The sequence below is a fragment of the Stenotrophomonas sp. YJH_SMC_21 genome (assembly GCF_059369555.1).
The window spans coordinates 152011-173407 of record NZ_JCAFSU010000008.1; the positions used below are offsets into that span (position 1 = coordinate 152011).

The following is a 21397-nucleotide window of genomic DNA, read 5'->3' on the forward strand; positions in this document are numbered from 1 at the left end:
GGGGTGGGTCCGGTTGCGGGGGACGCTGCAAGTACGTCCATGTAAGCTCGGTCGCCGCATCCATGCGGCTCACGCCCCCACAACCGGACCCACCCCCCCTTCGACAGTTTCCTGTCGTCCGTGGGGTCGGATCCCGTTGTAGCGCAACGGGCTCCGACCCCTGTTGATGGGCCATGAGGACGGTAGATCCACGCCATGCGTGGATGGATTTGTGGTTCATCTGTGCCTCACGCGGAGGGCCGATGAAGGTTCATGCTATGGGGCCACGCAACGCACAGGACATCGCATTCCCCATGGCACGGACCCGGGTTGGCATTATTTTCGGGGGCAAGTCTTCCGAGCACGAAGTTTCGCTGCAGTCGGCGAAGAACATCCTCGATGCGCTTGATCGCGAGCGCTTCGAGCCGGTGCTGGTCGGCATCGACAAGCAGGGCCAGTGGCATCTGAGCCAGCCGGATACCTTCCTGATCAATGCCGATGATCCGTCGCGCATCGCGCTGCATCGCTCGGGCCAGTCGCTGGCGGTGCGCCCGGGCGCCGAGCAGGCGCAGCTGCAGCCGTCCGATACGGCCAGTGCGCTGGGCCAGATCGATGTGGTGCTTCCGATCGTGCACGGGCCACTGGGCGAGGACGGTGCGCTGCAGGGCCTGCTGCGCATGGCGAACCTGCCCTTCGTCGGTTCGCCGGTACTGGGCTCGGCGGTGGCGATGGACAAGGACGTGACCAAGCGCCTGCTGCGCGACGCGGGGCTGCAGGTGGCGCCGTGGCTGTGCATCCGTCGCCATCAGGCCGCGGAGGTCGATGCCGATGCGGTGATCGCCCAGCTCGGCCTGCCGCTGTTCGTGAAGCCGGCCAACCAGGGTTCGTCGGTGGGTGTGAGCAAGGTCAAGGATGCGGCGGGCTTTGCCGAGGCACTGGCATTGGCGCTGCGCTACGACCACAAGGTGCTGGTGGAATCGGCGGTGGTCGGCCGCGAGATCGAATGCGCGGTGCTGGGCAACGAGCACCCGCAGGCCAGCGTATGCGGCGAGGTGGTGGTGCACGACGAGTTCTACGCCTACGACACCAAGTACATCAATGCCAATGGCGCTGACGTGGTGGTGCCGGCCGACATCGACGCCGCCACCCAGGCGCGCATCCAGCAGATCGCGCGGCAGGCCTACCAGGCGCTGGAGTGTGCGGGCATGGCGCGCGTGGATGTGTTCCTCACCGCAGACGGCGAGATCGTCATCAACGAGGTCAACACGCTGCCGGGCTTCACCCGCATCAGCATGTACCCGAAATTGTGGGGCGCCAGCGGTGTTGACTACACCACGCTGATCACGCGCCTGATCGAACTGGCGCTGGAGCGCCATGAGGCCGATCGCGGGCTGCAGAGCGCTGTGTAACGTGGTGATCGCCCGCAGAGTCGAGCATGGCTCGACTCTGCGGAAAGCGATGCCGGCCAGCGGCCGGCACTACCGGCTAGCCTCGCTTGCGGAACATCGAGATCACCGCAAGGATCAGGAACACCACGAACAGGATCCAGGCGATGTTCGTTGCGGCGCCGGCGATACCGGAGAAACCCAGAACGGCGGCGATGATGGCGATGACAAAGAAAATGATGGCGTAATGCAGCATGGCGCTCCTCGCGGGTGGTCGAGCCTTGGATGGCGTGGGTCCATCCTCCCGATCCTGCGGTGTGCAACCAGTGACGGCGATCTAAGCAGCAGATGAAGCCTTCAGCCTGCGCAGCCCTTCTTCGATGCTGACCTGCGGCACATAGCCGAAGTCACGGCGGGCGGGCTCCATGCTGTACCAGTGCGGCGTGCACAGCTGTTCGGCCAGGAACCGGGTCAACGGCGGCTCGCCACGCAGGCGCAGCAGCGGCCACAGCCGCTCGCAGATGGCGCCGATAAGGTACGCGGTCTTGAAGCTGATCGCCTTGTCCACGGTCGGTGCACCCACCGCCTGCAGCAGCTTGTTGACCAGCTCGCGCATCGGCAGCGGTTCGCCGTTGGAAATGAAGTAGGCCTTGCCTGCACATGCGGCACCGGGCGCCAGTGCCTCGAAGGCGAGGAAGTGGGCAAGCGCGGCGTTGTCGATGTAGGTGGTATCGACCTTGTTGCTGCCATCGCCCACCAGGCGCAGGCGGCCCTGTCGTGCACGTTCGGCCAGGCGCGGTACCAGCTGCTGGTCGCCAGGGCCCCAGATCAGGCGCGGACGCAGCGCCACCGTCGCCAGCGACGCGTCATTGGCCGCCAGCACGCGCTGTTCGGCAATCGCCTTGGTGGCCGCATAGGGCGCCTGGAAATCTTCGCCGTACGGCACTTCGTCGGCGCCGAGGCCTTCTACCGGGTGGGTGGCCCGGTGCGTCACGCTGGGCGTGGAGGTGTAGACCAGCCGGCCGATACCGTGCGCACGGCAGGCGGCGATGACGTTGTCGGTGCCGACCACATTGGCCTGGTGGTAGCTGTCGTAGCTGCCCCACGCACCGGCCTTGGCACCGTTGTGGAATACCGCATCGACGCCGGCCACCGCATGCAGGACCGCCTGCGGGTCGGCCAGGTCGCCACGGATCTGGCCCACGCCCATCACCTGCAGCTCCGGGTAATGGCTGCGGTTGAACGCCAGTACCTGGTGGCCACGTTCGACCAGCCCGCGGCACAGCGCCTGGCCAAGGAACCCACCACCACCGGTGACCAGGATCTTCATGCGCGCTTCTCCAGTTCGGCGCTGGCCCAGACGGCGAGCTTCTCGCGGCCGATCTTGGCGTTGTGACGGATATCGACGGGGAACGCCGGATGCACCAGGAAGTGCTGCAGGCCGGCCTCAGGCGTGCGCGCTGCGGCATGCGCACGCAGCGCTTCCTGCAGCGCCGGGCTGTCGGACTGGCCGCGCAGCAGTTCCACGCACAGCACCGGTACCTGCGCACCGGCGGCGCCGACACCGACCAGCGCGGTACGCGCCACGCCTGCGACGGTGTTGAACACCGGCTCGACCTGTTCGGTGTACAGCGGTCCGCGCGCGGTTTCCACGCGCTGCGTCTTGCGCCCGCAGAACCACAGGCGACCCTGCGCATCGAAGTAACCGACGTCGCCCATGCGATGCACCACGCGGGTGCTGCCATCGGCCAGCGTCTCGCGGATCTTCGCTGCAGCCGTGGCCTGCGGGCGGTTGAAGTAGCTGTCGGTGGCGGTCGGGCCAGCCACCGTGATTTCTCCCACTTCGCCGACCGCCAGCACGCGCGCCTGCGACCAGTCGGCCAGCGGCGCGTCATCGATGGCGATGATGCGCACTTCGTTCGGCGCCACCACGCTGCCCACGCAGGTGCCGGCACCGGCCTCGGTGGCGGCGCGCGTGCGTTCCAGCTCGCGGCCTTCGACCACCGCCACCGGCAGGCACTCGGTGGCGCCGTACGGCGTCCAGAACTGCGCGTCGGCCGGCAGCAGGCTGCGGATGGTGGCGACCACGTCCGGCGGCACCGGCGCACCCGCCGAGGTCACCCGGGTCACCGTCGGCAGCGGCCGGCCATGCTTCGCCAGCACCCGCATCAGCGCCGGCGAGCCGAACAGCTGGGTCACGCCGAAGCGCTGGATGGCGTCATGCAGGCGGGCCGGGTCGGCCTGTGCCGGCCGGGTCGGGTCCATGTCCGGGATGACCGAGGTCAGGCCCAGCGCAGGATCGAACAGGGCGAACGGCGGGAAGGTCGGCAGGTCCACCCCGCCCGCTTCCATGCCGAAGGCGCTGCCCAGCAGCTGGATCTGGCCGACGAAGTGGCGGTGGCGGTAGACCACGCCCTTGGGCACGCCGGTGGAGCCGCTGGTGAACAGGATCGCGGCCATGTCCTCGCCGTCGGTGGCGGCCAGCATCGGCCCACCCTTGGCGCCGGCGCGCTCCAGCGCGGCCAGCGTGGTCCCGCCCCAGCCGAGGCGGCGGCCCACGGTCACCAGGCGCGCCGCCGAGGGGGCCCAGCGCAGCACCAGCCGCGCCACGTGCGCCAGCGGAATGCCGATGAAGGCCTCCGGCTGCGCCTCGTCCAGGCACTGCTTCAGCGCGCGCCTGTCGATGCCCGGGTCGACCAGCACCGGCACCGCGCCCAGCTTGAACAGGGCAAACATCAGCAGGAAGAACTCCGGCGACGGCCGCACCATCACCACCGTGCGCACTCCACGGCCGATCCCGTAGCCGGCCAGGCCGGCCGCCATGGCGTCGCTGCGGGCGTCCAGCTGGCGGTAATCCAGGGTCACGTCGTAGGCGGCCATGCCGTTGCCGGCGCCACGGCGGCCAGGGCAGCGGATGGCGATCTGATCAGGCCGTTCACGCGCCAGTTCAGGCAAGCGGGCGGCAATATTGCAGGGTCGGTTCATCCGTTCATTGTCGCCGCTTACGGAATTTCTTGCGCGGCGGCCCACTTCGTGGAAAATCCGCACCCTCGTTCCTGATTCCGACTGCCGCCCGAGGCGGCTTGCCCATGCAACATCCCTGCATGACCTGCGGCGCCTGCTGCACCCAGTACCGCGTGGCCTTCCACTGGATGGAATCAGACGAGGTCACCCCCGGCGGCGTGCCGCACCAGCTCACCGAGGTGCTGGACCCGCACCGCCTGTGCATGCGCGGCACCCATTCCAAGCCGGTGCGCTGCGTGGCGCTGGATGCGCAGATCGGCGTGTATTCACGCTGCACCATCCATCCCAACCGGCCCAGCGTGTGCCGCGAGGTGGATGCATCGTGGGAGTACGGCAAGGCCAGCCCGCAGTGCGACAAGGCGCGCATCGCCTATGGCCTGGATCCGTTGACGCCGGCCGACTGGCGCTGGCGCGATGACGCCGACAACGACGACGACCATCCGGACGACAACGGCAACAGCCCTTCCTCGCCGCCGCAGGCGCCGGTCGCCGCGTAATGGTAGTGCCGGCCGCTGGCCGGCAACCTCATCAACCGTTCGGGTGTGCCGACCAACGGTCGGCACCCACCGGAAGAGGAAGGGGTGGGTGCCGACCGTTGGTCGGCACACCGATCAGATCGGGTTCTTGTCCAGAAAGGCGCGGATCTCCGGCACCAGCACCTCGTGCTTGTCTTCCAGCACGTAATGCCCGGCATCCTCGAACGCATGTACCTGGGCCCGCGGCAGCGCGGCCTGGAAGCCCTTCAGGAAGTGGTGGTCGAACACGAAGTCGCGCAGGCCCCAGCCGAGGAAGGCCGGCCGGTCGGCGAACGACGGCAGCGCCTTGCCGGCACGCTCCAGCAGCGACCACGCCTTGTCGGCCGGCGACAGCGGGATGTCCTGCATGAAGCGGATGGTGCTGATGCGGTTGGCCCAGCTGTTGTACGGCGACACGTAGGCGCGGCGCACGTCGGCCGGCATCTTCCGCTCCACGCCCAGCCACGAGGCACCGGAGGAGAACGCGTTGAAGGTCCGGATGATCCACTCGCCGATCTTCCAGTGGCGGCCCAGCGCGATCTGCCACGGCATCTTCTTCGCCGCCGGCATCGGGAATGCAGCGGTATTGAGCACCACCAGGCGCTTGACCTGGTCGTGGTGCGACAGCGCCCAGCCGAAACCGATCATGCCGCCCCAGTCGTGCACCGCCAGGGTCACCGGACCGGTGATGCCCAGGTGCTTGAGCAGCGCATCGAGGTCGTCCACGCGCGACTGCAGCGTGTACTCGTAGCGGCTGTCATCGGGCTTGTCCGACAGGCCCATGCCGATGTGGTCCGGCACGATGCAGCGGTACGTGTCCGACAGGCCGGCGACCAGCGTGCGCCAGTAATAGCTCCACGACGGGTTGCCATGCACCATCACCACCACCTCGCCGTCGCGCGGGCCTTCGTCGAGATAGTTCATCGACAGGCCGGGGCGTACCTCGAAGCGCTGCGGGTGGGCGGGGTAACCGGGAAGCTGGGACATCGGATCGCACCTGTAGAAAGGGCCGGTAAACCGGCCCTTGAACACTTGGAAAAATCATCGCTGCCCGTCGTGCAGCAGGTCAGCGGTGACTCTTTTACCAGACCACTTCAGCCATCGAGCAGTTCAGGCCCGAGCCGATACCCAGAAGCGCGATGCGATCGCCCTTCTTCAGCTTGCCCAGCTGCTTGAGCTTGCTCAGCACGATCGGCACCGAGGCCGGGCCGATGTTGCCGTGCTCGCCGAAGATGGTCATCACCTTCTTCGGGTCGATGCCGAAGTTCTTGATGAACGCGGCGGTGTGCGGCTGGCTGACCTGGTGGATCACGAACTGGTCCAGCTCTTCCACGGCCCAGCCCAAGGCGATCTTGGCAGCGGTGAAGGTCTTCTGTGCCAGCTTGATGCCTTCGATCAGCAGCAGGCGGGTGTCGGTGACCATGCGGTCCAGGTTGCCCAGGCACAGCTGGTTCCACTCGGTGGCCGAGCGCGTCACGCCGCCCTTGTAGCGCGGCGCGTCCGGCACCAGCTCCGAGCGCGCCATCACCATCGCCGCGGCACCCGAACCGGTGGTCAGGGCGGCCAGCTCGTTGCGGAAATCGTCAGCGGTGACGTCCGGGGCGGTCATGCGCTCCAGGGTCTTCTCGTACACCAGGTTGGCGGTCTCGCCGTCCACCACCAGCGCGTAGTCGATGTCGCCGCGCTCGATCATGCGCGCGGCGATATCCATGCCGTTGATGAAGGCCAGGCAGGCATTGGCGACGTCGAAGGTCATGCACTCGTCGCTGACGCCGAGGTTGCCCGAGACGATGGAAGCCGTGGACGGCTCCAGGTAGTCGCGACTGACCGAGGTGTTGACCAGCAGGCCAACCTGCGTCGCATTGATGCCTGCGTCTTCCAGTGCCTTGCGGCCTGCCATGGTGGCAGCGTCGGACGCCAGCACGCCGTTGTCCCACAGGCGGCGCGCGTGGATGCCGGCGATGTCGCCGAGCACGTCGGTGCGGATACCCAGGCGATCCAACGTCGGCTGCAGGCGTTCGTTGATTTCCTTGGTGGTCAGCGTATGCGGCGCGTCGACGTGTGCCAGGCCGGCGATCGAGACATTCTTGAAGAGCATCGAGGTTAGCGCCAAGGCTCAGGCAAAAGGGGGCGCTATTCTATAACCCCCGGGGCCTTCACCGCATCTTTACGAATTCAGCCTTGGCCGTATGGTGAAGCGTTCAGCGCGGCGGGCACTGGAATGCGGCGAAGCGCTGGCTGCCATCGGCCGGGGCCGCGGCGGCCTGCACGGCATTGGCGCCGGCGCTCGGGGCCTCGTTGCGGGCCAGGGTTTCCAGCTCTTCCTGCACGCGCAGCGGGTTGCGGTTGTAGAAGCCGACCTTGCTCTTCACGGTCACCGCCACCTCGCCCTTGGCAATGCAGCCAGCGGGAACCGGGCCTGCCGGCAGCACGCGGGTCGCCTTGCCGGCCGGTTCGATCGGCACCCAGGTACAGGCGGTGACGGTGAGCAGCAGGGAGGAAAGCAGCAGAACGCGCATGGGCAGATCCTGGAAGGGTATGGAGGGATTCTGCCTGAACCGCCTGAATCGGGGGTAGCCGGTGGGGGAACGGATCCCCCGCAGGGGGCTCTGACCCCGCCTTCGGGTCACGGCGTTGCCGGCCAGCGGCCGGCACTACCTGGGGAGGCCTGCCCGCGGGGGCGGGCAGGCGCATCCCTTATTTCTTGACCGGGTTGCCTTCGGCGTCGATCACCGTCACCTCGCCCAGGTTCAGCGCACGCACGGCCGCTTCGGTCTGCTTGAGATCACCCACCACCACCCAGGTCAGCGCCTGCGGCTTGATCTCGGCGGCGGCCTGCTGCACCTGCGCCGGGGTCATCGCCTCGATCTCGGCCTTGCGACGCAGCACGTAGTCGTCCGGACGCTTGAACTGCACGATCGAACCGATGGTCGAGGCGACCGCGCTGGCGGTCTCGTAGGCACCGGGCAGGCTGAGGGTCTGGATGTTGCGGATGCGGTTGACCTCGGCGGCGGTGGCCGGCTTGCTGCCATCGGCGAACGCGGCGATTTCCTTGCGCATTTCCGCCATCGCCGGGCCGGTCTTGTCGATCTGCACCGGCGCGCTGGCCATCCACGGGCGCTGGCCCACCGAGTTGATCGCGCTGCTGCGCGCACCGTATGACCAGTGCTTGTCCTCACGCAGGTTCATGTTCAGGCGCGAGGTGAAGTCGCCGCCGATCACGCCGTTGGCAATATCGAAGCGGGTCGAGCTGGTGGCGCTGGACGGCGCCACCACCTGCCCTGCGAACAGGTTGGCCTGCACCGCACCCGGCTGGTCGATCAGGAACACGCGCGGGCCCTTCGGCAATGCCACATCGGTGGCGGCCTTCACCTGCGGGGCGTCGCCCGCAGCCTTCCAGTCGCCCAGCTGCTTGTCCAGCAGCGGCACGATCTCGGCCAGGGTGGTGTCACCGACCACGATCAGGGTGCCGTTCTGCGGCCGCAGCCAGTCGTGGTGGAAGTCGACCAGGTCTTCGCGGGTCACGCCGTTGATCGCTGCTTCGTCACCGCTGCCGGTGAACGGAATGGCATACGGGTGGCCCTTGCCGTACAGCAGCGGCGGCAGCACGCGCATCGCCACCGCGCCCGGGTTGACCTTCTCCTGCTGGATGCCGGCAATCCAGCTCGCCTTGACCCGGTCGATCTCGCCCTGCTCGAAGCGCGGTTCGCGCAGCAGGTCCCGATACAGCGCCAGCGACGGTGCCAGGTTTTCCTTCAGCGCCGACAGGTCCACGCTCATGGAGTCCAGGCCGGCCGAGGCATCCAGGCTGGCGCCCAGTGCGTCTGCGGCATCGGCGAAGGCCAGCGAGCCGAGCTTGCCGGCGCCTTCGGTCATCAGGCTCATGGTGAAGTTGGCGGTGCCCGGCTTGCGGCCCTGGTCGGCGCTGAAGCCACCCGGGAACTGGTAGCTGAACTGCACCACCGGAATCTCGTGGCGCTCGGCCAGGATCACCTGGGTGCCGTTCTTCAGCGTGGCGCGCTGCAGCGCCGGGAACTTCAGCTGCGGGAACTCGCGGGTCTGCGGTACGCCGGCCTTGCGGTCCACCTGCTCGGGCAGCGTGCTGTACTTGGGGTCCACCGCCGGCACGTTGAACGGCTTCGGCGCCTGGCTCGGGTCTTCCTTCAGCGCCACGCGCTCACCCGGTGCAATCACCAGGGTGTGGCTGCCCTTGTCCAGCCACTGCGCGCCCAGACGGCTCAGATCAGCAGCACTGGCCTTCTCGATGTTGGCCAGCGAGGTGCGGAAGCAGCCCGGGTCGCCGGTGAACACCGCGCACTCGGCCAGTGCGTCGGCCTTGCCGCCGAAGCCGCCGATGCGTTCGATGCCGCGGATGAAACCGGCGCGGGCACCGGTCTTGGCGCGTTCCAGCTCGGCCGCGGTCGGGCCCTGCTTGATCAGCCGGTCCAGTTCCTCGTCGATGATCTTCTCGACCTTGGCAGGGTCCTGGCCCTGCTTGACCGTCGCCATGATCACGAAGTTCGAACCCAGCTGCGACGTCGACAGGCCTGCCGCGATGCTGTCCACCAGCTTGTCCTGGTGCTGCAGGCGCTGGCTCAGCCGCGAGGACTTGGCGCCGCCCAGTACCTGCGCGAACAGCTGCAGCTGATCGACCTCGGTGGTACCGACCTGCGGCACGTTCCAGGCGCGGTAGATACGCGCCTGCGGCACCTTGTCGGTCATCGTCTCGCGCGTATCGGTGCTGCGCTTGGCCACGTTCACCGCCGGCTGCGCCATGGTCGGGCCGGCCGGGATGCTGCCGAAGTACTTGCCAACCTTTTCCTTGGCGGTGGCCAGGTCGATGTCGCCAGCCAGCACCAGCACGGCGTTGTTCGGGCCGTACCAGGTGCGGAACCAGGTCTTCACGTCATCCAGCGACGCCGCGTTCAGATCGTTCATCGAACCGATCACGCCGTGGTGGTACGGGTGGCCAACTGGATACAGCGCCTTGTTGAGCTGGTCCCAGGCCTGGCCGTAGGGCTGGTTCTCGCCCTGGCGCTTCTCGTTCTGCACCACGCCACGCTGCTCGTCCAGCGCCGCCTGGTCGATCGCACCGACCAGATGGCCCATGCGGTCCGATTCCATCCACAGCGCCATGTCCAGCGCAGTGGTGGGCACGTTCTCGAAGTAGTTGGTGCGATCGGTATTGGTGGTGCCGTTCTGGTTGGTGGCGCCGACCTGCTTGAACGGCTCGAAGAATTCGCCGTCGTGGTTTTCGCTGCCCTGGAACATCAGGTGTTCGAACAGGTGCGCGAAGCCGGTGCGGCCGGCCGGTTCGTCCTTGCTGCCGACGTGATACCAGACGTTGACCGCGACGATCGGCGCCTTGCGATCGGTGTGCACGATCACGCGCAGGCCGTTGGGCAGGGTGAACTGCTCATACGGGATATCGACCTTGGCCGGTGCGGCCGGCTTTGCCGCCAACGCATGGGAAGGCACAAGCGTGCCCAGGGCGGTGCTGAGGGCAACGGCCAGCAGCGCAGTGCGCGGGCGAAGGGCGAGAGACATATCCGGATCCTTGGTCACATAGGTGAACCCCGATCCTAGCGTGCGCGCGCAACGGCAGGAATCGGTCGCCAGTCACTGGGGGTGTTTGCCCCTGTGCGCCATCCGCAGCGCCGATCTGCCCTGTCCGAGCCGTCACAAGCACCCGCCAGCAACGTCCGGACAGTGTCCGCAGCACATCGAATGGACAGGTGTCCGCCCGCCGGACACTTTTCGATGACCATAAAACCCTTGCAAATCAATAATTAAAAGTTGGCACGGGGATTGCTTGGTACTTCCTGCACCAGGAAGGGCTTCAGACAAAAGCTGACTGAAGACTGAACAAACGCAGGAAATCGAAAATTTTCCTTGCAAGCCCAGAATTGGTGTACTACCTTACTACCACACCACTGATCACCAACACTAAACAGGCCCCGTCATGAACGCCAAGACCATTGCCATCGCCATCGCCCTGATCGCCGGCACCGCGGTTGTTTCGTCGGTGCAGGCCTCCGAATCCATCAAGACTCTGTCCACCGTGCAGGTTCGCCCGGCCGCCGACCAGCTGGCCCAGCAGGCCTGGGAACAGGCCAGCGGCATCCCGACCCTGGCCACCGTGGAAGTGCGCCCAAGTGCCGACCAGCTGGCCGAGCGCAGCGGCTACGTCGCCGCCCCGGTCGCCGCCGCGATGCCGATCACCACCCTGGCCTCGGTGGAAGTGCGCCCGAGCCTGGAACAGCGCGTCGCCCTGGCCGCCGAACTGGAAGCCCAGCGCTACGCCGCGACCCTGGCTGCCGCCGCCACCAGCGTCGCCAACCAGGTGATCGTCAACCTGCCGGCCCTGCAGGTGCGTCCGAGCGCCGCCGACCTGCAGGCCCTGGCCACCGAAACCGCCCAGGTCCTGCTGCGCCCGTAAGCGGTGCCGCCCTGCCTCGCGCAGGGCGTGCGCCGTAAAGGCGGCGGTCGTCGCAGGTACACTGCGCCGATGAATGCCGCGCCCCAGTTCCACGTGATCCTGTTCCAACCGGAAATCCCGCCCAACACGGGCAATGTGATCCGGCTCTGCGCCAACACCGGCGCGCAGCTGCACCTGGTCGAGCCGCTCGGCTTCGCACTGGAAGACAAGCAGCTCAAGCGCGCCGGCCTGGACTACCACGAGTATTCGCGCCTGCAGGTGCACCCCGACCTGGACACCGCGCTGGCGCGGATCGCACCGAAGCGGTTGTTCGCCCTCAGTACGCGTGCCAGCGTCCGCTATGACAGCGTGGCGTTCGAAGACGGTGATGCCTTCCTGTTCGGCCCGGAAAGCCGCGGCCTGCCGCAGGACGTGCTCGATGCCTTGCCCGATGGCCGCCGCCTGCGCCTGCCGATGCGGCCGGACAACCGCAGCCTCAATCTTTCCAACACCGTTGCCGTGGTGATGTACGAAGCGTGGCGGCAGCATGGGTTTGCCGGCGGCGCGTAACGCCACGCGTCTCTCTTCTGCCTGGTCGTTGCTGTGGCGGGCGCATGCGTTCATGGGCGTTACTTTTCTTTCCGCGCGGAAAGAAAAGTAACCAAAAGAAACGCGCCGCCATCCGCGAGCCGGTGCTGCGCACCGGTGCCCTGCGCTCCTCGGCCCGCCGGGGGACGGCGCGGAACTCGCTGCGCTCAGACACCCGCGCCTCTTCGCCCCCGCCGGACCTGCGGTGCTCGGCTCGCTTCAAGGCGGACCCAACAGCCGCGCGGTACAGGCTGTCCTTGAACCCATCTCGGTACGGTGCGCGGTTCGGTACACCGATCGCTCGCCTGCGAATACGCTACTGGGCAATGCCGGCCAGCGGCCGGCACTACCAACTCAATGCCGGCCAGCGGCCGGCACTACCGGTGCACTCAGAACGCGTTGATGCCGGTCAGTTCGCGGCCGATCACCAGCTGGTGCACGGTCTCGGTGCCTTCATAGGTGATCACCGATTCGAGGTTCAGCGCGTGCCGGATCGCCACGTGTTCGGTGGTGATGCCGGCGCCACCCAGCAGGTCACGGCATTCACGGGCGATGTCGATCGCCATGCGGCAGTTGTTCCACTTGGCCAGGCTGACCTGCTGCGGCTGCAGCTGGCCGGCTTCCTTCAGGCGGCCCAGCTGCAGGGCCAGCAGCTGCGCGGTGGTGATGCGGCGGGCCATCTCGGCCAGCTTGATCTGCGCGCTCTGCGTGGCCGCCAGCGGGCGACCGAACAGCACGCGCTCCTTGGCATAACCCAGTGCTTCATCCAGGCAGGCAATCGCCGCACCGATCGGGCCCCAGCTGATGCCATAGCGGGCCTGGGTCAGGCAGCCCAGCGGCCCCTTCAGGCCCTTCACGTTCGGCAGCCGGTGGCTGTCAGGCACGCGCACGTCATCGAAGAACAGCGCCCCGGTCAGCGATGCGCGCAGGCTCATCTTGTGCTTGATCTCCTGCGTGGTGAAGCCGGCCATGCCCTTTTCCAGCACGAAACCCTGGATGCCGTCCTCGGTCTGCGCCCAGACGATGGCCAGGTCGGCCACCGGGCCGCTGGTGATCCACATCTTGCTGCCGCTGATGCGCCAGTCGCTGCCGTCGCGCACCGCGCGGGTCTTCATGCTGGCCGGATCGGAACCCCCATGCGCCTCGGTCAGGCCGAAGCAGCCGATCAGTTCGCCGCGCGCCATCGCCGGCAGCCACTGCTGGCGCTGTTCCTCGCTGCCATAGGCGTAGATCGGGTACATGCACAGCGAGCTCTGCACCGAGACGAAGCTGCGCAGGCCCGAATCGCCGCGCTCCAGCTCCTGGCAGATCAGGCCGTAGCTGACCGCGCCGAGGCCACCACCGCCGTACTCGGTCGGCAGGGTGGCACCGAGCAGGCCCAGTGACGCGATCTCCGGCACCAGTTCATCGGGGAAGCGGGCCTGGTCGAAGGCATCGCCGATGATCGGCAGCACGCACTCGTTGGTGAAACGGGCGACGCTCTCCTGCACCGCGCGCTCTTCCTCGTTGAGCAGGGAACGGACATCGAACAGATCGTACGGATGCAAAGCCATGGCACTCACGCGCAGTCAGGACCGGGCCATTGTCGGTCATCCGGGCAGAGCGTGCCGACCAAGGTCGGCACCCACCAGAGCCGCGGCCCTACGCTGCATTGCAGCAATCCGGGTGTGAACATCGGCGATCTAGCTCGATCACGCGCGTCCCGGTACCCTGACACATTCAAACAACCGTTTCGCCCGTGGCTGCACGCGCGATTCCCAGGCACCGCCGGTGGCCCCGATGCCGGCCCTACCCACGAGTCATGCAATCGATGAGCGCTGAAGCCAACGCCCTGCCCCCGCGTGAAGTAATGGAATTCGACGTGGTGATCGTCGGCGCCGGCCCCGCCGGCCTGGCCACCGCGATCCGCCTGCGCCAGCGCGCGATCGAAGCCGGCCGCGAGTTGTCGGTGTGCGTGCTGGAGAAGGGGTCCGAACCAGGCGCGCACGTGCTGTCCGGCGCGGTGATGGATCCGCGCGCGCTGACCGAACTGTTCCCGGACTGGGCCGAGCGTGGCGCACCGCTGAAGCAGAAGGTCACCCGCGACGAATTCCTGTTCCTCAGCGAAACCGGCGCACGCAGCACGCCCAACGCGCTGCTGCCGGAGTGCTTCCACAACGAAGGCAACTACATCATCAGCCTGGGCGAAGTGACCCGCTGGCTGGCGCAGCAGGCCGAGGCGCTGGAAGTGGCGATCTTCCCGGGCTTCGCCGCCGCCGAAGTGCTGTATGGCGACAACGGTGAAGTGATCGGCGTGGCGACCGGCGACATGGGCATCGAGAAGGACGGCAGCATCGGCCCGGCCTTCGAGCGCGGCATGGCGCTGCACGCCAGGTACACAATCTTCGCCGAAGGCGCACGCGGCCACCTGGGCCGCCAGCTGATCGCTCGCTACAAACTTGACGAAGGCAAGGACCCGCAGGCCTACGGCATCGGCATCAAGGAACTGTGGCAGATCGACCCGGCCAAGCATGAGCCGGGCCTGGTGGTGCATGCTGCTGGCTGGCCGCTGGACAGCGACACCTACGGCGGCGCGTTCCTGTACCACGCCGACGGCGGCAAGGTCGCCATCGGCTACGTGGTCGGCCTGGACTACAGGAACCCGTGGCTGAGCCCGTTTGAAGAGTTCCAGCGTTTCAAGACCCATCCGTCCATCCGCAAGCACCTGGAGGGTGGCACCCGCATCGGTTACGGCGCGCGTGCGATCACCGCCGGTGGCCTGTTGTCGCTGCCGAAGACGGTGTTCCCCGGTGGCGCGCTGGTCGGCTGCGAGGCCGGCTACCTCAACGCCAGCCGCATCAAGGGCAGCCACGCCGCGATCAAGACCGGCATGCTGTGCGCCGACGCCGCGTTCGATGCACTGGCCGCCGACCGCCAGCACGATGAACTGAGTGCCTACCCGACGGCGTTCGAAGCCAGCTGGCTGTTCACCGAACTGCAGCAGGCCAAGAACTTCAAGCAGTGGTTCAAGAAGGGCCAGACCGTGGCCACGCTGATGACCGGCGTGGAGCAGTGGCTGCTTCCCAAGCTGGGCGTGCGCAACCCGCCGTGGACCCTGCACCGCACCCAGCCCGACCACGCCTGCCTGGAACCGGCCGCCAAGCACACCCGCATCGCCTACCCGAAGCCGGATGGCGTGCTGACTTTCGACCGGCTCAGCTCGGTGTTCCTGAGCAGCACCAACCACGACGAGAACCAGCCCAGCCACCTGACGCTGAAGGACCCGAGCATTCCGGTGAAGGTGAACCTGGCCGAGTACGCAGGCCCGGAAGCGCGCTACTGCCCGGCCGGCGTGTACGAGTTCGTCGGCGAAGCCGACAGCGCGCGCCTGCAGATCAACGCGCAGAACTGCGTGCACTGCAAGACCTGCGACATCAAGGACCCCACCCAGAACATCGTGTGGGTGACCCCGCAGGGCGGCGGCGGCCCGAACTACTCGGGCATGTGAACGCCACGGGCTGCGACCGAGCGTCGCAGCCCGTCGCTTGCCGCGCACCGCTATCCTGCCCGCCCATGCGTGCATCATTCCTGCTCATCGCTGTTGCCGTGGCCCTGGCCGCCACGGCCTGCCAGCGCCCGCCTGCAGCGCCCGCCACGCCGGAACAGGCGCAGCAGCAGGCCATGCAACGCGCGTTCGAGTTGTGTGCCGGCTGCCACACCGTGCAGCCTGGCGGCATCCACCGCTTCGGCCCGAACCTGCACGGCGTGATCGGCCGGCGCGCCGGCAGCCTGCCCGACTACGGCTATTCCGACGGCATGCGCCGCGCCGACATCACCTGGTCCGCGCAGACCCTGGATGCGTTCCTGCAGTCACCCACCCATGTTGTACCGGGCACACGCATGTACAACGCCTTCCCCAGCGCCGAACGCCGTGCGCTGGTGATCGCCTACCTGCAGCAGCAGTCGGCTCAGTGAGCCAGGCGCTGCAACTGCTGTTGCAGCCGCGCCACGAATGCCGCCACCGCGGTGAACAACGGCACCGGATCGGTCTCGGCCGCATCCTGCAGGCGCTCGACCAGGGCATTGGCCTGCGCAGCCAGCACCGTCGCTCCCACCGCGCCCAAGCCACCGGCCTGGCGATGCAGGTGCAGCGCGGCAGCCTCACGGTCGCCGGCCTCCAGCGCGCGCTGCACAGCGGCCAGGTCACCTGCACTGGCCTGCAGCAGGCTGTCGCGCAACTGCTCGGCGACCGCGCGTGAGCCGAAGCGCCGCTGCAGGCTGTCCAGATCGGGCAGCGTCCTGTCATCGACGGCAGCGGACTCGGCCAGCGGCTCCTCGAACCGTTGCCCCTGCGCCTGCGGCAACCAGCGCAGCAGTGCCGCGCGCAGTGTCGCCAATGACAATGGCTTGGCCAGCACCTCATCCATCCCGGCTTCACGGCAACGACGTGCATCGTCGTCCAGCACGCTGGCGGTCAGCGCCAGTACGGTCAGCCGCGGCTGGCCGTTGCGGCCTTCGCGTTCGCGCAGCAGGCGGGTGAAGGCGAAACCATCCAGTACCGGCATCCGGCAATCGGTAATGACCAGATCAAAGTGCTCCGATGCCAGGCGATCCAGCCCCTGCTGGCCATCGCCGACCAGCACATGCGGTACACCCAGCTGCTGCAGCCGCCAGGCCATCATCGCCTGGTTGGTCGGATGATCTTCGATCACCAGCACGCGTGCCTGGCGCAGCGCCGGCGGCAGCAGCGCCGCCTGTTCCTGCTCGGCGACCAGCGCTTCAACATCACTGCTGCCGGCTTCCACCAGCGACAGCCGCACCTCGGCGCGGGTGCCCTCGCCCAGCGTGCTGTGCAGTTCCAGCTCGCCGTCCATCATCTGCACCAAGCGCTGGCAGATGCTCAGGCCCAGGCCGGTTCCACCATGGTCGCGCTGGATGTACGCACCGGCCTGGGTAAACGGCGCAAACAGGTGCTGCAGCTGTTCCGGTGCGATGCCGATGCCGGTATCGGTGACGCTCAGGCACAGCGGCTGGCTGCCGTCTTCGGCGGTCGGCCCCAGCACTTCCAGCTGCAGCCGCACTTCGCCGCGCACGGTGAACTTGATGGCGTTGCTGAGCAGGTTGAACACGATCTGGCGCAGGCGCACGCCATCCACTTCGTGCGCGGCTGCCAGCTGCGGATCAATCTGCACGTGCAGGTCCAGCCCACGTGCACTGGCCTGCGCCGACAACAACCGGCACACGCTTTCCAGCAACGGCCGCAGCGGCTGCGGTACCGGCTCCAGCCGCAATGCGTTGGCCTCCAGCCGCGAGTAGTCAAGGATGTCGTCAAGGATCTGCCGGAGCATCTGCGCCGAATCCTCGATCACGCCAAGGATGCGTTTCTGTTCTGCATCCAGCGGTGAGTGCGCCAGCACTTCCAGCATCCCCAGCACGCCACTCATCGGCGTGCGGATCTCATGGCTCATGGTGGCCAGGAAGCGGGATTTCGCCTCGGCCGCCTGCTCGGCCTCGGCCTTGGCTGCGGTCAGGGCATCCGCTTGTGCACGAGCCTCGCTGGCATCCACCCAGTAGCCACTCCAGGTCACCACACCGGCTTCGGCGGCATAGGGTTGCGCCTGGGTGCGCACCCAACGCGGGCCTGCTCCATTGCCCCGCAGGCGGAATTCCAGCATGAGCGGTGCGAACTGGTGCGCGGCCTGTTCGACCGCCTGCAGGATGCGCGCGCGATCGTCCTCTTCGACGCGCTCCAGCAACATCGTGGCGTCCTGCTCAGCCTGCTGTCGGGTGATCCCGAACAGCGCCTGGAGGTCACCGGCAATGAACGGGAAGCGGAGCGTGCCATCAACCTCGCGACGGGCCTGGTAGACCACGGCAGGCAGGTTGTCGGTCACTTCGGCCAGGCGCTGCTCCAGCTGGCGGCGCCCGGCCACCTCGCGGCGCAGGCGCCAGTAGCCGATGCCATGCACCAGCAGCGCGGTCAGCAGCACCAGCAGCAGCGGTACACCCCAGCGCAGCGTGCTTCGCCAGTCGATGCCGTTGTGGTACTCCACCGCCAGCCAGTCGCCGCGCAGCGCTTCGCGCTCGCGTGGCGTCATCTGCAGCAGCAAGCGATCGAAGGTCGTGGCGAGCGCCGCATGCCGGCGCTCCACGGCCAGTGCCAGCTGGTCGTTGAAGCCCGCGGGCGCGGCAACCTGCAGGCGCCCCGGGAAACGCGTGCGCAGCAGGTGGTCGACCAGGGCCAGATTGCCCACGTAGGCGTCGGCCTCGCCATCGATCAGGCGTTGCATGGCCTGTTCGGCGCTGCGCGCGGCGACGATCCTGGCCTGCGGCGCCTGCTGCAGCACGTAACCGCGTACGCGCTCCGGATCCGACAGCAGTACGCGCTTGTCCTGGAGGTCGGACAGGCCCAGCAGCGCCGGGCTGTCGTGGCGGCTGACGATCACGTTCGGCACGCTGATGAAGGGTTGGCTGTACACCCAGTCCGGGCCCAGATAGTGCGAATCGACCGGAATGCCCATCACCGCCTGCAGCTCGCCGCGGCGCGCCTTCTCGCGCACCTCGTACCAGTCATGGCTGTTCTGCGCCTGCAGGTTGGCACCGGCCTGCATCAGCCGCGCCAGGTACTCGCTGGCCAGGCCGCTGGGCCTGCCATCCTCGTCGGCGAACGACAGTGGGGCGGCGTTTGGCGCGAAGCCGATCTTCAACGGCTGTTGCAGAACCCGCTTCTCGGCCTGGCTGAGCGCCAGCTGCGCCGATGCCGACCACTGCGGCAGGGGCAGCCAGCGTTGTGCCAGTGCATCGCGCTGGGCCTGGCTGGTCGCGGCCAGCGCCAGGTCCAGCGCTTCGGCCAGCGGTTGCTTGCTGTTGGGAACGCCGAAGTGCATCCGTTCGGGAGGCAGGTCGCTCGGACGCAGCAGGACGACACCCTGCAGGTGCTGGCGTACGATCAGTTCGGTGGCAACGTAGGCATTGCCTATGTAGACATCAGCTTTGTCGTCTCTGACCATCTGCAGCGCAGCCAATGAGCTGTTTGCGACAAGCTGCACCGCACGCGGGAAACGTGCCCGCACCTGCGGTCCGGTCAGGAAATCCTGCTCGATGACCACCCGCAATCCGTCCAGGTCGGGCATGTTCGAAGCACGCAGATCGCCCGGCCTCCCCACCAGCGCCAACGGCGCCTCGCCATAGGCAGCGGTATAGACCATGCACCGGGTGCGGTCGGCACTGAGACCGACATTCATTACCACGTCGATCTCGCCACGACAGGCCGCATCCAGCACGGATGTCCAGTCGGAATAACGCCTCGCCTCGACCTTCACACCCAGCTGACGGGCGAGAAGCGACAGATAATCCGGCCCCAGGCCAACCTGCTGGCCATCACGGAGGGACTCGAACGGCGGCCAGCCGCTGTCATACTGGCCCACGACGATGCTTGGATGGGCGGCGAGGTACTCGCGCTGCAGGGGACTGAGCGGCAACAGCCCAGGCACAGCCTGTGCCAGCGCCACGGGCAGCACCAGCACGGCCAGCAGCAGGACCAGCCCGCGAACAGCCCAGCTACGCATCGGCGTCGATCTCCTAGAATCCTGACAGGGCCGCGATGGTCGCGGCCCGGCTTGCCCGGTGGCCATACTAGAGCAATGAGCTTGCGCATCATCATCGCAGACGACCACCCTGTGGTCCGTATCGGTACCCGCGCCGTCATCGAATCGAGCGGGGTCGGCCGCGTGGTCGGCGAGGCTGACAGCGCGCAGGCGCTGATGGCCCTGCTCGGCAGCCAACCCTGCGACCTGCTGGTGACCGACTATTCCATGCCGGGCAGCCCACAGGCCGACGGCTTCGCCATGATCGGCATGATCCGCCGCCGCTTCCCCGACCTGCCGGTGCTGATGCTCAGCGTCTCCAACAACCTGGCGATCCTGCGCATGGTGCTCGACAGCGGCGTGCTCGGCCTGGTCGACAAGAGCTCGTCGATGGACGAACTGCCGCAGGCCATCCAGGCGGTCTATCGGGGCCAGCCCTACATCAGCCGGAGCCTGCGTGAGCGGGTCGAGGCTGCGGGCAGCTGGCGCATGCGCGAGGGCGACGGCAAGCCGTTGTCGCCACGCGAGGTGGAAGTGCTGCGGCTGCTCGGCACCGGCATGACGGTGAAGGAGATCTCGCTGCAGCTGCACAAGAGCGTCAGCACCATCAGCCGGCAGAAAGGCGACGCCATGCTCAAACTGGGCCTGAAGGGCGACGCCGAACTGTTCGACTACCTGCGCGACGGCAAGATCTGAGAACCAGATCACACTGTAAGGGCATCTGTCACCGCCCTCTTTGACCGGCCGCCGTTCTGTGCCAAGATGACCCGGCATGGGTTTTCAATGCGAGGTCGAAGGAATCGACCGGCTCATGTCCTCGCTCCCGTCCCAGGTGGATGGGGTGCGGTTTCCTGCCGGCCGTCTGGCCCGGCAACGCTGACCATGGAGAGGCGCATGCATCACCCCCCCGAGCCATGTTGGACCCTGCCGTTGCGGCCCCTGCGCGCATTCGCGGCGTGCCTGCTCGTCTCTCTTTCCGCTGCGGCCTGCAGCGCCGCCGATCCGGCCCCCTCGTCCTCCCAGCCTGGCGCCCCCGTGCAGGCTGCCGATGCGCCCCGACAGGATGTTGCCCCGATGCAGAACACCTCTCCCGACACCGCCGTCACCCCGCCCGACGCGCCGACCGTGATGTATTTCACCTACCAGGTGGACGGTGATGGCGCGACCTCCTACGAGGTCCAGAACGGCAGCGTGGCGACCTTCTGGTTCGGCCACACCTTCACCCTCGATGGCACCACGTATTACACGGGTTTCTCCTGGGATACCCGCGAGCACTACGGCAAGCCGGGCGAGCAGTCGCCGGCTGGCCCGGATGATCGCGCCAACCTCGCCGAGGCCACTTTCGTGCTGGCCGGCGCCGACGCGAAGAAGCCATGGAAGTTCCGTGGCCAGGAATGGACCATCGGCGCGCTGGGCGCGTACGACAAGGCCGACGATGTCGATACCCGGCGCAAGCCGCTTGAACATCGCACCGCCGACGGTCGCCTGCTGCTGGCGGTGCCGACCAGCAGCTTCGACCGCGGCATCAGCAGCACCGGCTATGCACTGCTGCTGTTCAACCCCAAGCGCAGCGAAGACGACGTGGACAGCAAGGTCTGGCGCTATGTCGGCTCGGTGCGTACGGGCGAGGACAACAGCGCCGCCTGCGACGAAGGCAACGTGATGCCCTGCACCGACAGCGATGGCGAACTGGCCTTCGCTGCCGACGGCAACGGCCTGCCGCGACTGACCGTGACCTTCAAGGGCACCACCATCGAAGGCCCCGGCAAGACCCGTGCACTGGGCGCCGGCGACGCCGTGCACTACACCTTCGACAGCGCGACCCAGCAGTACGTCGCGCCCTGATAGCACCCGCCCACGCGCGGGTTTCCTGTTGACCGACATGTTCTTGACTCACGGATGAGTCCGGTTGGCGATTCGCGG

Annotated in this window: 17 protein-coding genes; 8 read left to right on the forward strand and 9 right to left on the reverse strand. The window is 67.4% G+C overall.

Annotated elements, in window-relative coordinates; translation table 11 throughout:
• Nucleotides 1–293: 293 nt before the first annotated feature.
• Nucleotides 294–1388, forward strand: coding sequence for a D-alanine--D-alanine ligase (ddlA, locus tag AC5P67_RS12870; protein WP_059034202.1), 1095 nt, complete (start codon nt 294–296; stop codon nt 1386–1388).
• Nucleotides 1389–1464: 76 nt separating this feature from the next.
• Here ddlA and AC5P67_RS12875 read toward each other — a convergent pair whose 3' ends face one another.
• The 3 genes from AC5P67_RS12875 to oleC form a co-directional block, all read right to left on the reverse strand.
• Complete coding sequence (locus AC5P67_RS12875) at nt 1465–1620, reverse strand: DUF1328 domain-containing protein (RefSeq protein ID WP_005407633.1); 156 nt, start codon at nt 1618–1620, stop codon at nt 1465–1467.
• Nucleotides 1621–1701: 81 nt separating this feature from the next.
• A complete protein-coding gene (gene oleD / locus AC5P67_RS12880; RefSeq protein ID WP_495214749.1) occupies nt 1702–2694 on the reverse strand; it encodes a 2-alkyl-3-oxoalkanoate reductase in 993 nt (330 codons plus the stop codon).
• On the reverse strand, nt 2691–4349 hold the full coding sequence (gene oleC, locus AC5P67_RS12885) for an olefin beta-lactone synthetase (RefSeq protein ID WP_024956304.1): 1659 nt from the start codon (nt 4347–4349) through the stop codon (nt 2691–2693). The genes oleD and oleC overlap by 4 nt, the downstream gene beginning before the upstream one ends.
• Before the next feature lie 104 nt (nt 4350–4453).
• Between oleC and AC5P67_RS12890 the strand changes: the two genes are divergently transcribed.
• Nucleotides 4454–4885: a YkgJ family cysteine cluster protein gene (locus AC5P67_RS12890; protein WP_005407630.1), complete on the forward strand. Its 432-nt coding sequence runs from the start codon at nt 4454–4456 to the stop codon at nt 4883–4885.
• Nucleotides 4886–4999: 114 nt separating this feature from the next.
• On the opposite strand, the gene AC5P67_RS12895 is transcribed toward AC5P67_RS12890, so the two are convergent.
• The 4 genes from AC5P67_RS12895 to AC5P67_RS12910 form a co-directional block, all read right to left on the reverse strand.
• Nucleotides 5000–5890, reverse strand: coding sequence for an alpha/beta fold hydrolase (locus AC5P67_RS12895; RefSeq protein WP_043034983.1), 891 nt, complete (start codon nt 5888–5890; stop codon nt 5000–5002).
• A 94-nt stretch (nt 5891–5984) separates the two neighbouring features.
• Nucleotides 5985–7001: a 3-oxoacyl-ACP synthase III gene (locus AC5P67_RS12900; protein ID WP_004135358.1), complete on the reverse strand. Its 1017-nt coding sequence runs from the start codon at nt 6999–7001 to the stop codon at nt 5985–5987.
• 103 nt (nt 7002–7104) lie between these two features.
• Entirely contained in the window at nt 7105–7422 is a 318-nt protein-coding gene (locus tag AC5P67_RS12905; protein WP_099523388.1) for a DUF4156 domain-containing protein, read from the reverse strand.
• A 178-nt stretch (nt 7423–7600) separates the two neighbouring features.
• Nucleotides 7601–10450: a M16 family metallopeptidase gene (locus tag AC5P67_RS12910; RefSeq protein ID WP_495214751.1), complete on the reverse strand. Its 2850-nt coding sequence runs from the start codon at nt 10448–10450 to the stop codon at nt 7601–7603.
• A gap of 415 nt (nt 10451–10865) precedes the next feature.
• Between AC5P67_RS12910 and AC5P67_RS12915 the strand changes: the two genes are divergently transcribed.
• Together AC5P67_RS12915 and AC5P67_RS12920 are read left to right on the forward strand one after the other, a co-directional pair.
• Nucleotides 10866–11342 (forward strand): XAC0231 family protein, encoded by a 477-nt coding sequence (locus AC5P67_RS12915; protein ID WP_005407626.1) that lies wholly within the window; start codon nt 10866–10868, stop codon nt 11340–11342.
• Nucleotides 11343–11411: 69 nt separating this feature from the next.
• Complete coding sequence (locus AC5P67_RS12920) at nt 11412–11891, forward strand: tRNA (cytidine(34)-2'-O)-methyltransferase (RefSeq protein ID WP_005407625.1); 480 nt, start codon at nt 11412–11414, stop codon at nt 11889–11891.
• A 407-nt stretch (nt 11892–12298) separates the two neighbouring features.
• Here AC5P67_RS12920 and AC5P67_RS12925 read toward each other — a convergent pair whose 3' ends face one another.
• The gene (locus AC5P67_RS12925) at nt 12299–13462 is read right to left on the reverse strand and encodes an acyl-CoA dehydrogenase family protein (protein ID WP_049459756.1); all 1164 of its coding nucleotides are present in this window, start codon (nt 13460–13462) and stop codon (nt 12299–12301) included.
• A 257-nt stretch (nt 13463–13719) separates the two neighbouring features.
• Between AC5P67_RS12925 and AC5P67_RS12930 the strand changes: the two genes are divergently transcribed.
• Nucleotides 13720–15396, forward strand: coding sequence for an electron transfer flavoprotein-ubiquinone oxidoreductase (locus AC5P67_RS12930; RefSeq protein WP_005411892.1), 1677 nt, complete (start codon nt 13720–13722; stop codon nt 15394–15396).
• Nucleotides 15397–15461: 65 nt separating this feature from the next.
• Nucleotides 15462–15863 (forward strand): c-type cytochrome, encoded by a 402-nt coding sequence (locus tag AC5P67_RS12935; RefSeq protein WP_005407622.1) that lies wholly within the window; start codon nt 15462–15464, stop codon nt 15861–15863.
• Here AC5P67_RS12935 and AC5P67_RS12940 read toward each other — a convergent pair.
• Nucleotides 15857–19456: an ATP-binding protein gene (locus AC5P67_RS12940; RefSeq protein WP_099474622.1), complete on the reverse strand. Its 3600-nt coding sequence runs from the start codon at nt 19454–19456 to the stop codon at nt 15857–15859. The two genes, AC5P67_RS12935 and AC5P67_RS12940, sit on opposite strands and share 7 nt — an antisense overlap.
• 75 nt (nt 19457–19531) lie before the next feature.
• Between AC5P67_RS12940 and AC5P67_RS12945 the strand changes: the two genes are divergently transcribed.
• Together AC5P67_RS12945 and AC5P67_RS12950 are read left to right on the forward strand one after the other, a co-directional pair.
• Entirely contained in the window at nt 19532–20170 is a 639-nt protein-coding gene (locus AC5P67_RS12945; protein ID WP_005407620.1) for a response regulator, read from the forward strand.
• Between the two features lie 378 nt (nt 20171–20548).
• Nucleotides 20549–21319, forward strand: a complete 771-nt coding sequence (locus tag AC5P67_RS12950) for a hypothetical protein (RefSeq protein ID WP_005407619.1) — start codon at nt 20549–20551, stop codon at nt 21317–21319.
• The last annotated feature ends 78 nt before the right edge of the window (nt 21320–21397 follow it).

Coding starts and splice junctions, on each gene's coding strand:
- ddlA (WP_059034202.1), top strand. CDS start 294: ATGGCACGGACCCGGGTTGGCATTATTTTCGGGGGCAAGTCTTCCGAG.
- AC5P67_RS12875 (WP_005407633.1), bottom strand. CDS start 1,620: ATGCTGCATTACGCCATCATTTTCTTTGTCATCGCCATCATCGCCGCC.
- oleD (WP_495214749.1), bottom strand. CDS start 2,694: ATGAAGATCCTGGTCACCGGTGGTGGTGGGTTCCTTGGCCAGGCGCTG.
- oleC (WP_024956304.1), bottom strand. CDS start 4,349: ATGAACCGACCCTGCAATATTGCCGCCCGCTTGCCTGAACTGGCGCGT.
- AC5P67_RS12890 (WP_005407630.1), top strand. CDS start 4,454: ATGCAACATCCCTGCATGACCTGCGGCGCCTGCTGCACCCAGTACCGC.
- AC5P67_RS12895 (WP_043034983.1), bottom strand. CDS start 5,890: ATGTCCCAGCTTCCCGGTTACCCCGCCCACCCGCAGCGCTTCGAGGTA.
- AC5P67_RS12900 (WP_004135358.1), bottom strand. CDS start 7,001: ATGCTCTTCAAGAATGTCTCGATCGCCGGCCTGGCACACGTCGACGCG.
- AC5P67_RS12905 (WP_099523388.1), bottom strand. CDS start 7,422: ATGCGCGTTCTGCTGCTTTCCTCCCTGCTGCTCACCGTCACCGCCTGT.
- AC5P67_RS12910 (WP_495214751.1), bottom strand. CDS start 10,450: ATGTCTCTCGCCCTTCGCCCGCGCACTGCGCTGCTGGCCGTTGCCCTC.
- AC5P67_RS12915 (WP_005407626.1), top strand. CDS start 10,866: ATGAACGCCAAGACCATTGCCATCGCCATCGCCCTGATCGCCGGCACC.
- AC5P67_RS12920 (WP_005407625.1), top strand. CDS start 11,412: ATGAATGCCGCGCCCCAGTTCCACGTGATCCTGTTCCAACCGGAAATC.
- AC5P67_RS12925 (WP_049459756.1), bottom strand. CDS start 13,462: ATGGCTTTGCATCCGTACGATCTGTTCGATGTCCGTTCCCTGCTCAAC.
- AC5P67_RS12930 (WP_005411892.1), top strand. CDS start 13,720: ATGAGCGCTGAAGCCAACGCCCTGCCCCCGCGTGAAGTAATGGAATTC.
- AC5P67_RS12935 (WP_005407622.1), top strand. CDS start 15,462: ATGCGTGCATCATTCCTGCTCATCGCTGTTGCCGTGGCCCTGGCCGCC.
- AC5P67_RS12940 (WP_099474622.1), bottom strand. CDS start 19,456: ATGCGTAGCTGGGCTGTTCGCGGGCTGGTCCTGCTGCTGGCCGTGCTG.
- AC5P67_RS12945 (WP_005407620.1), top strand. CDS start 19,532: ATGAGCTTGCGCATCATCATCGCAGACGACCACCCTGTGGTCCGTATC.
- AC5P67_RS12950 (WP_005407619.1), top strand. CDS start 20,549: ATGCAGAACACCTCTCCCGACACCGCCGTCACCCCGCCCGACGCGCCG.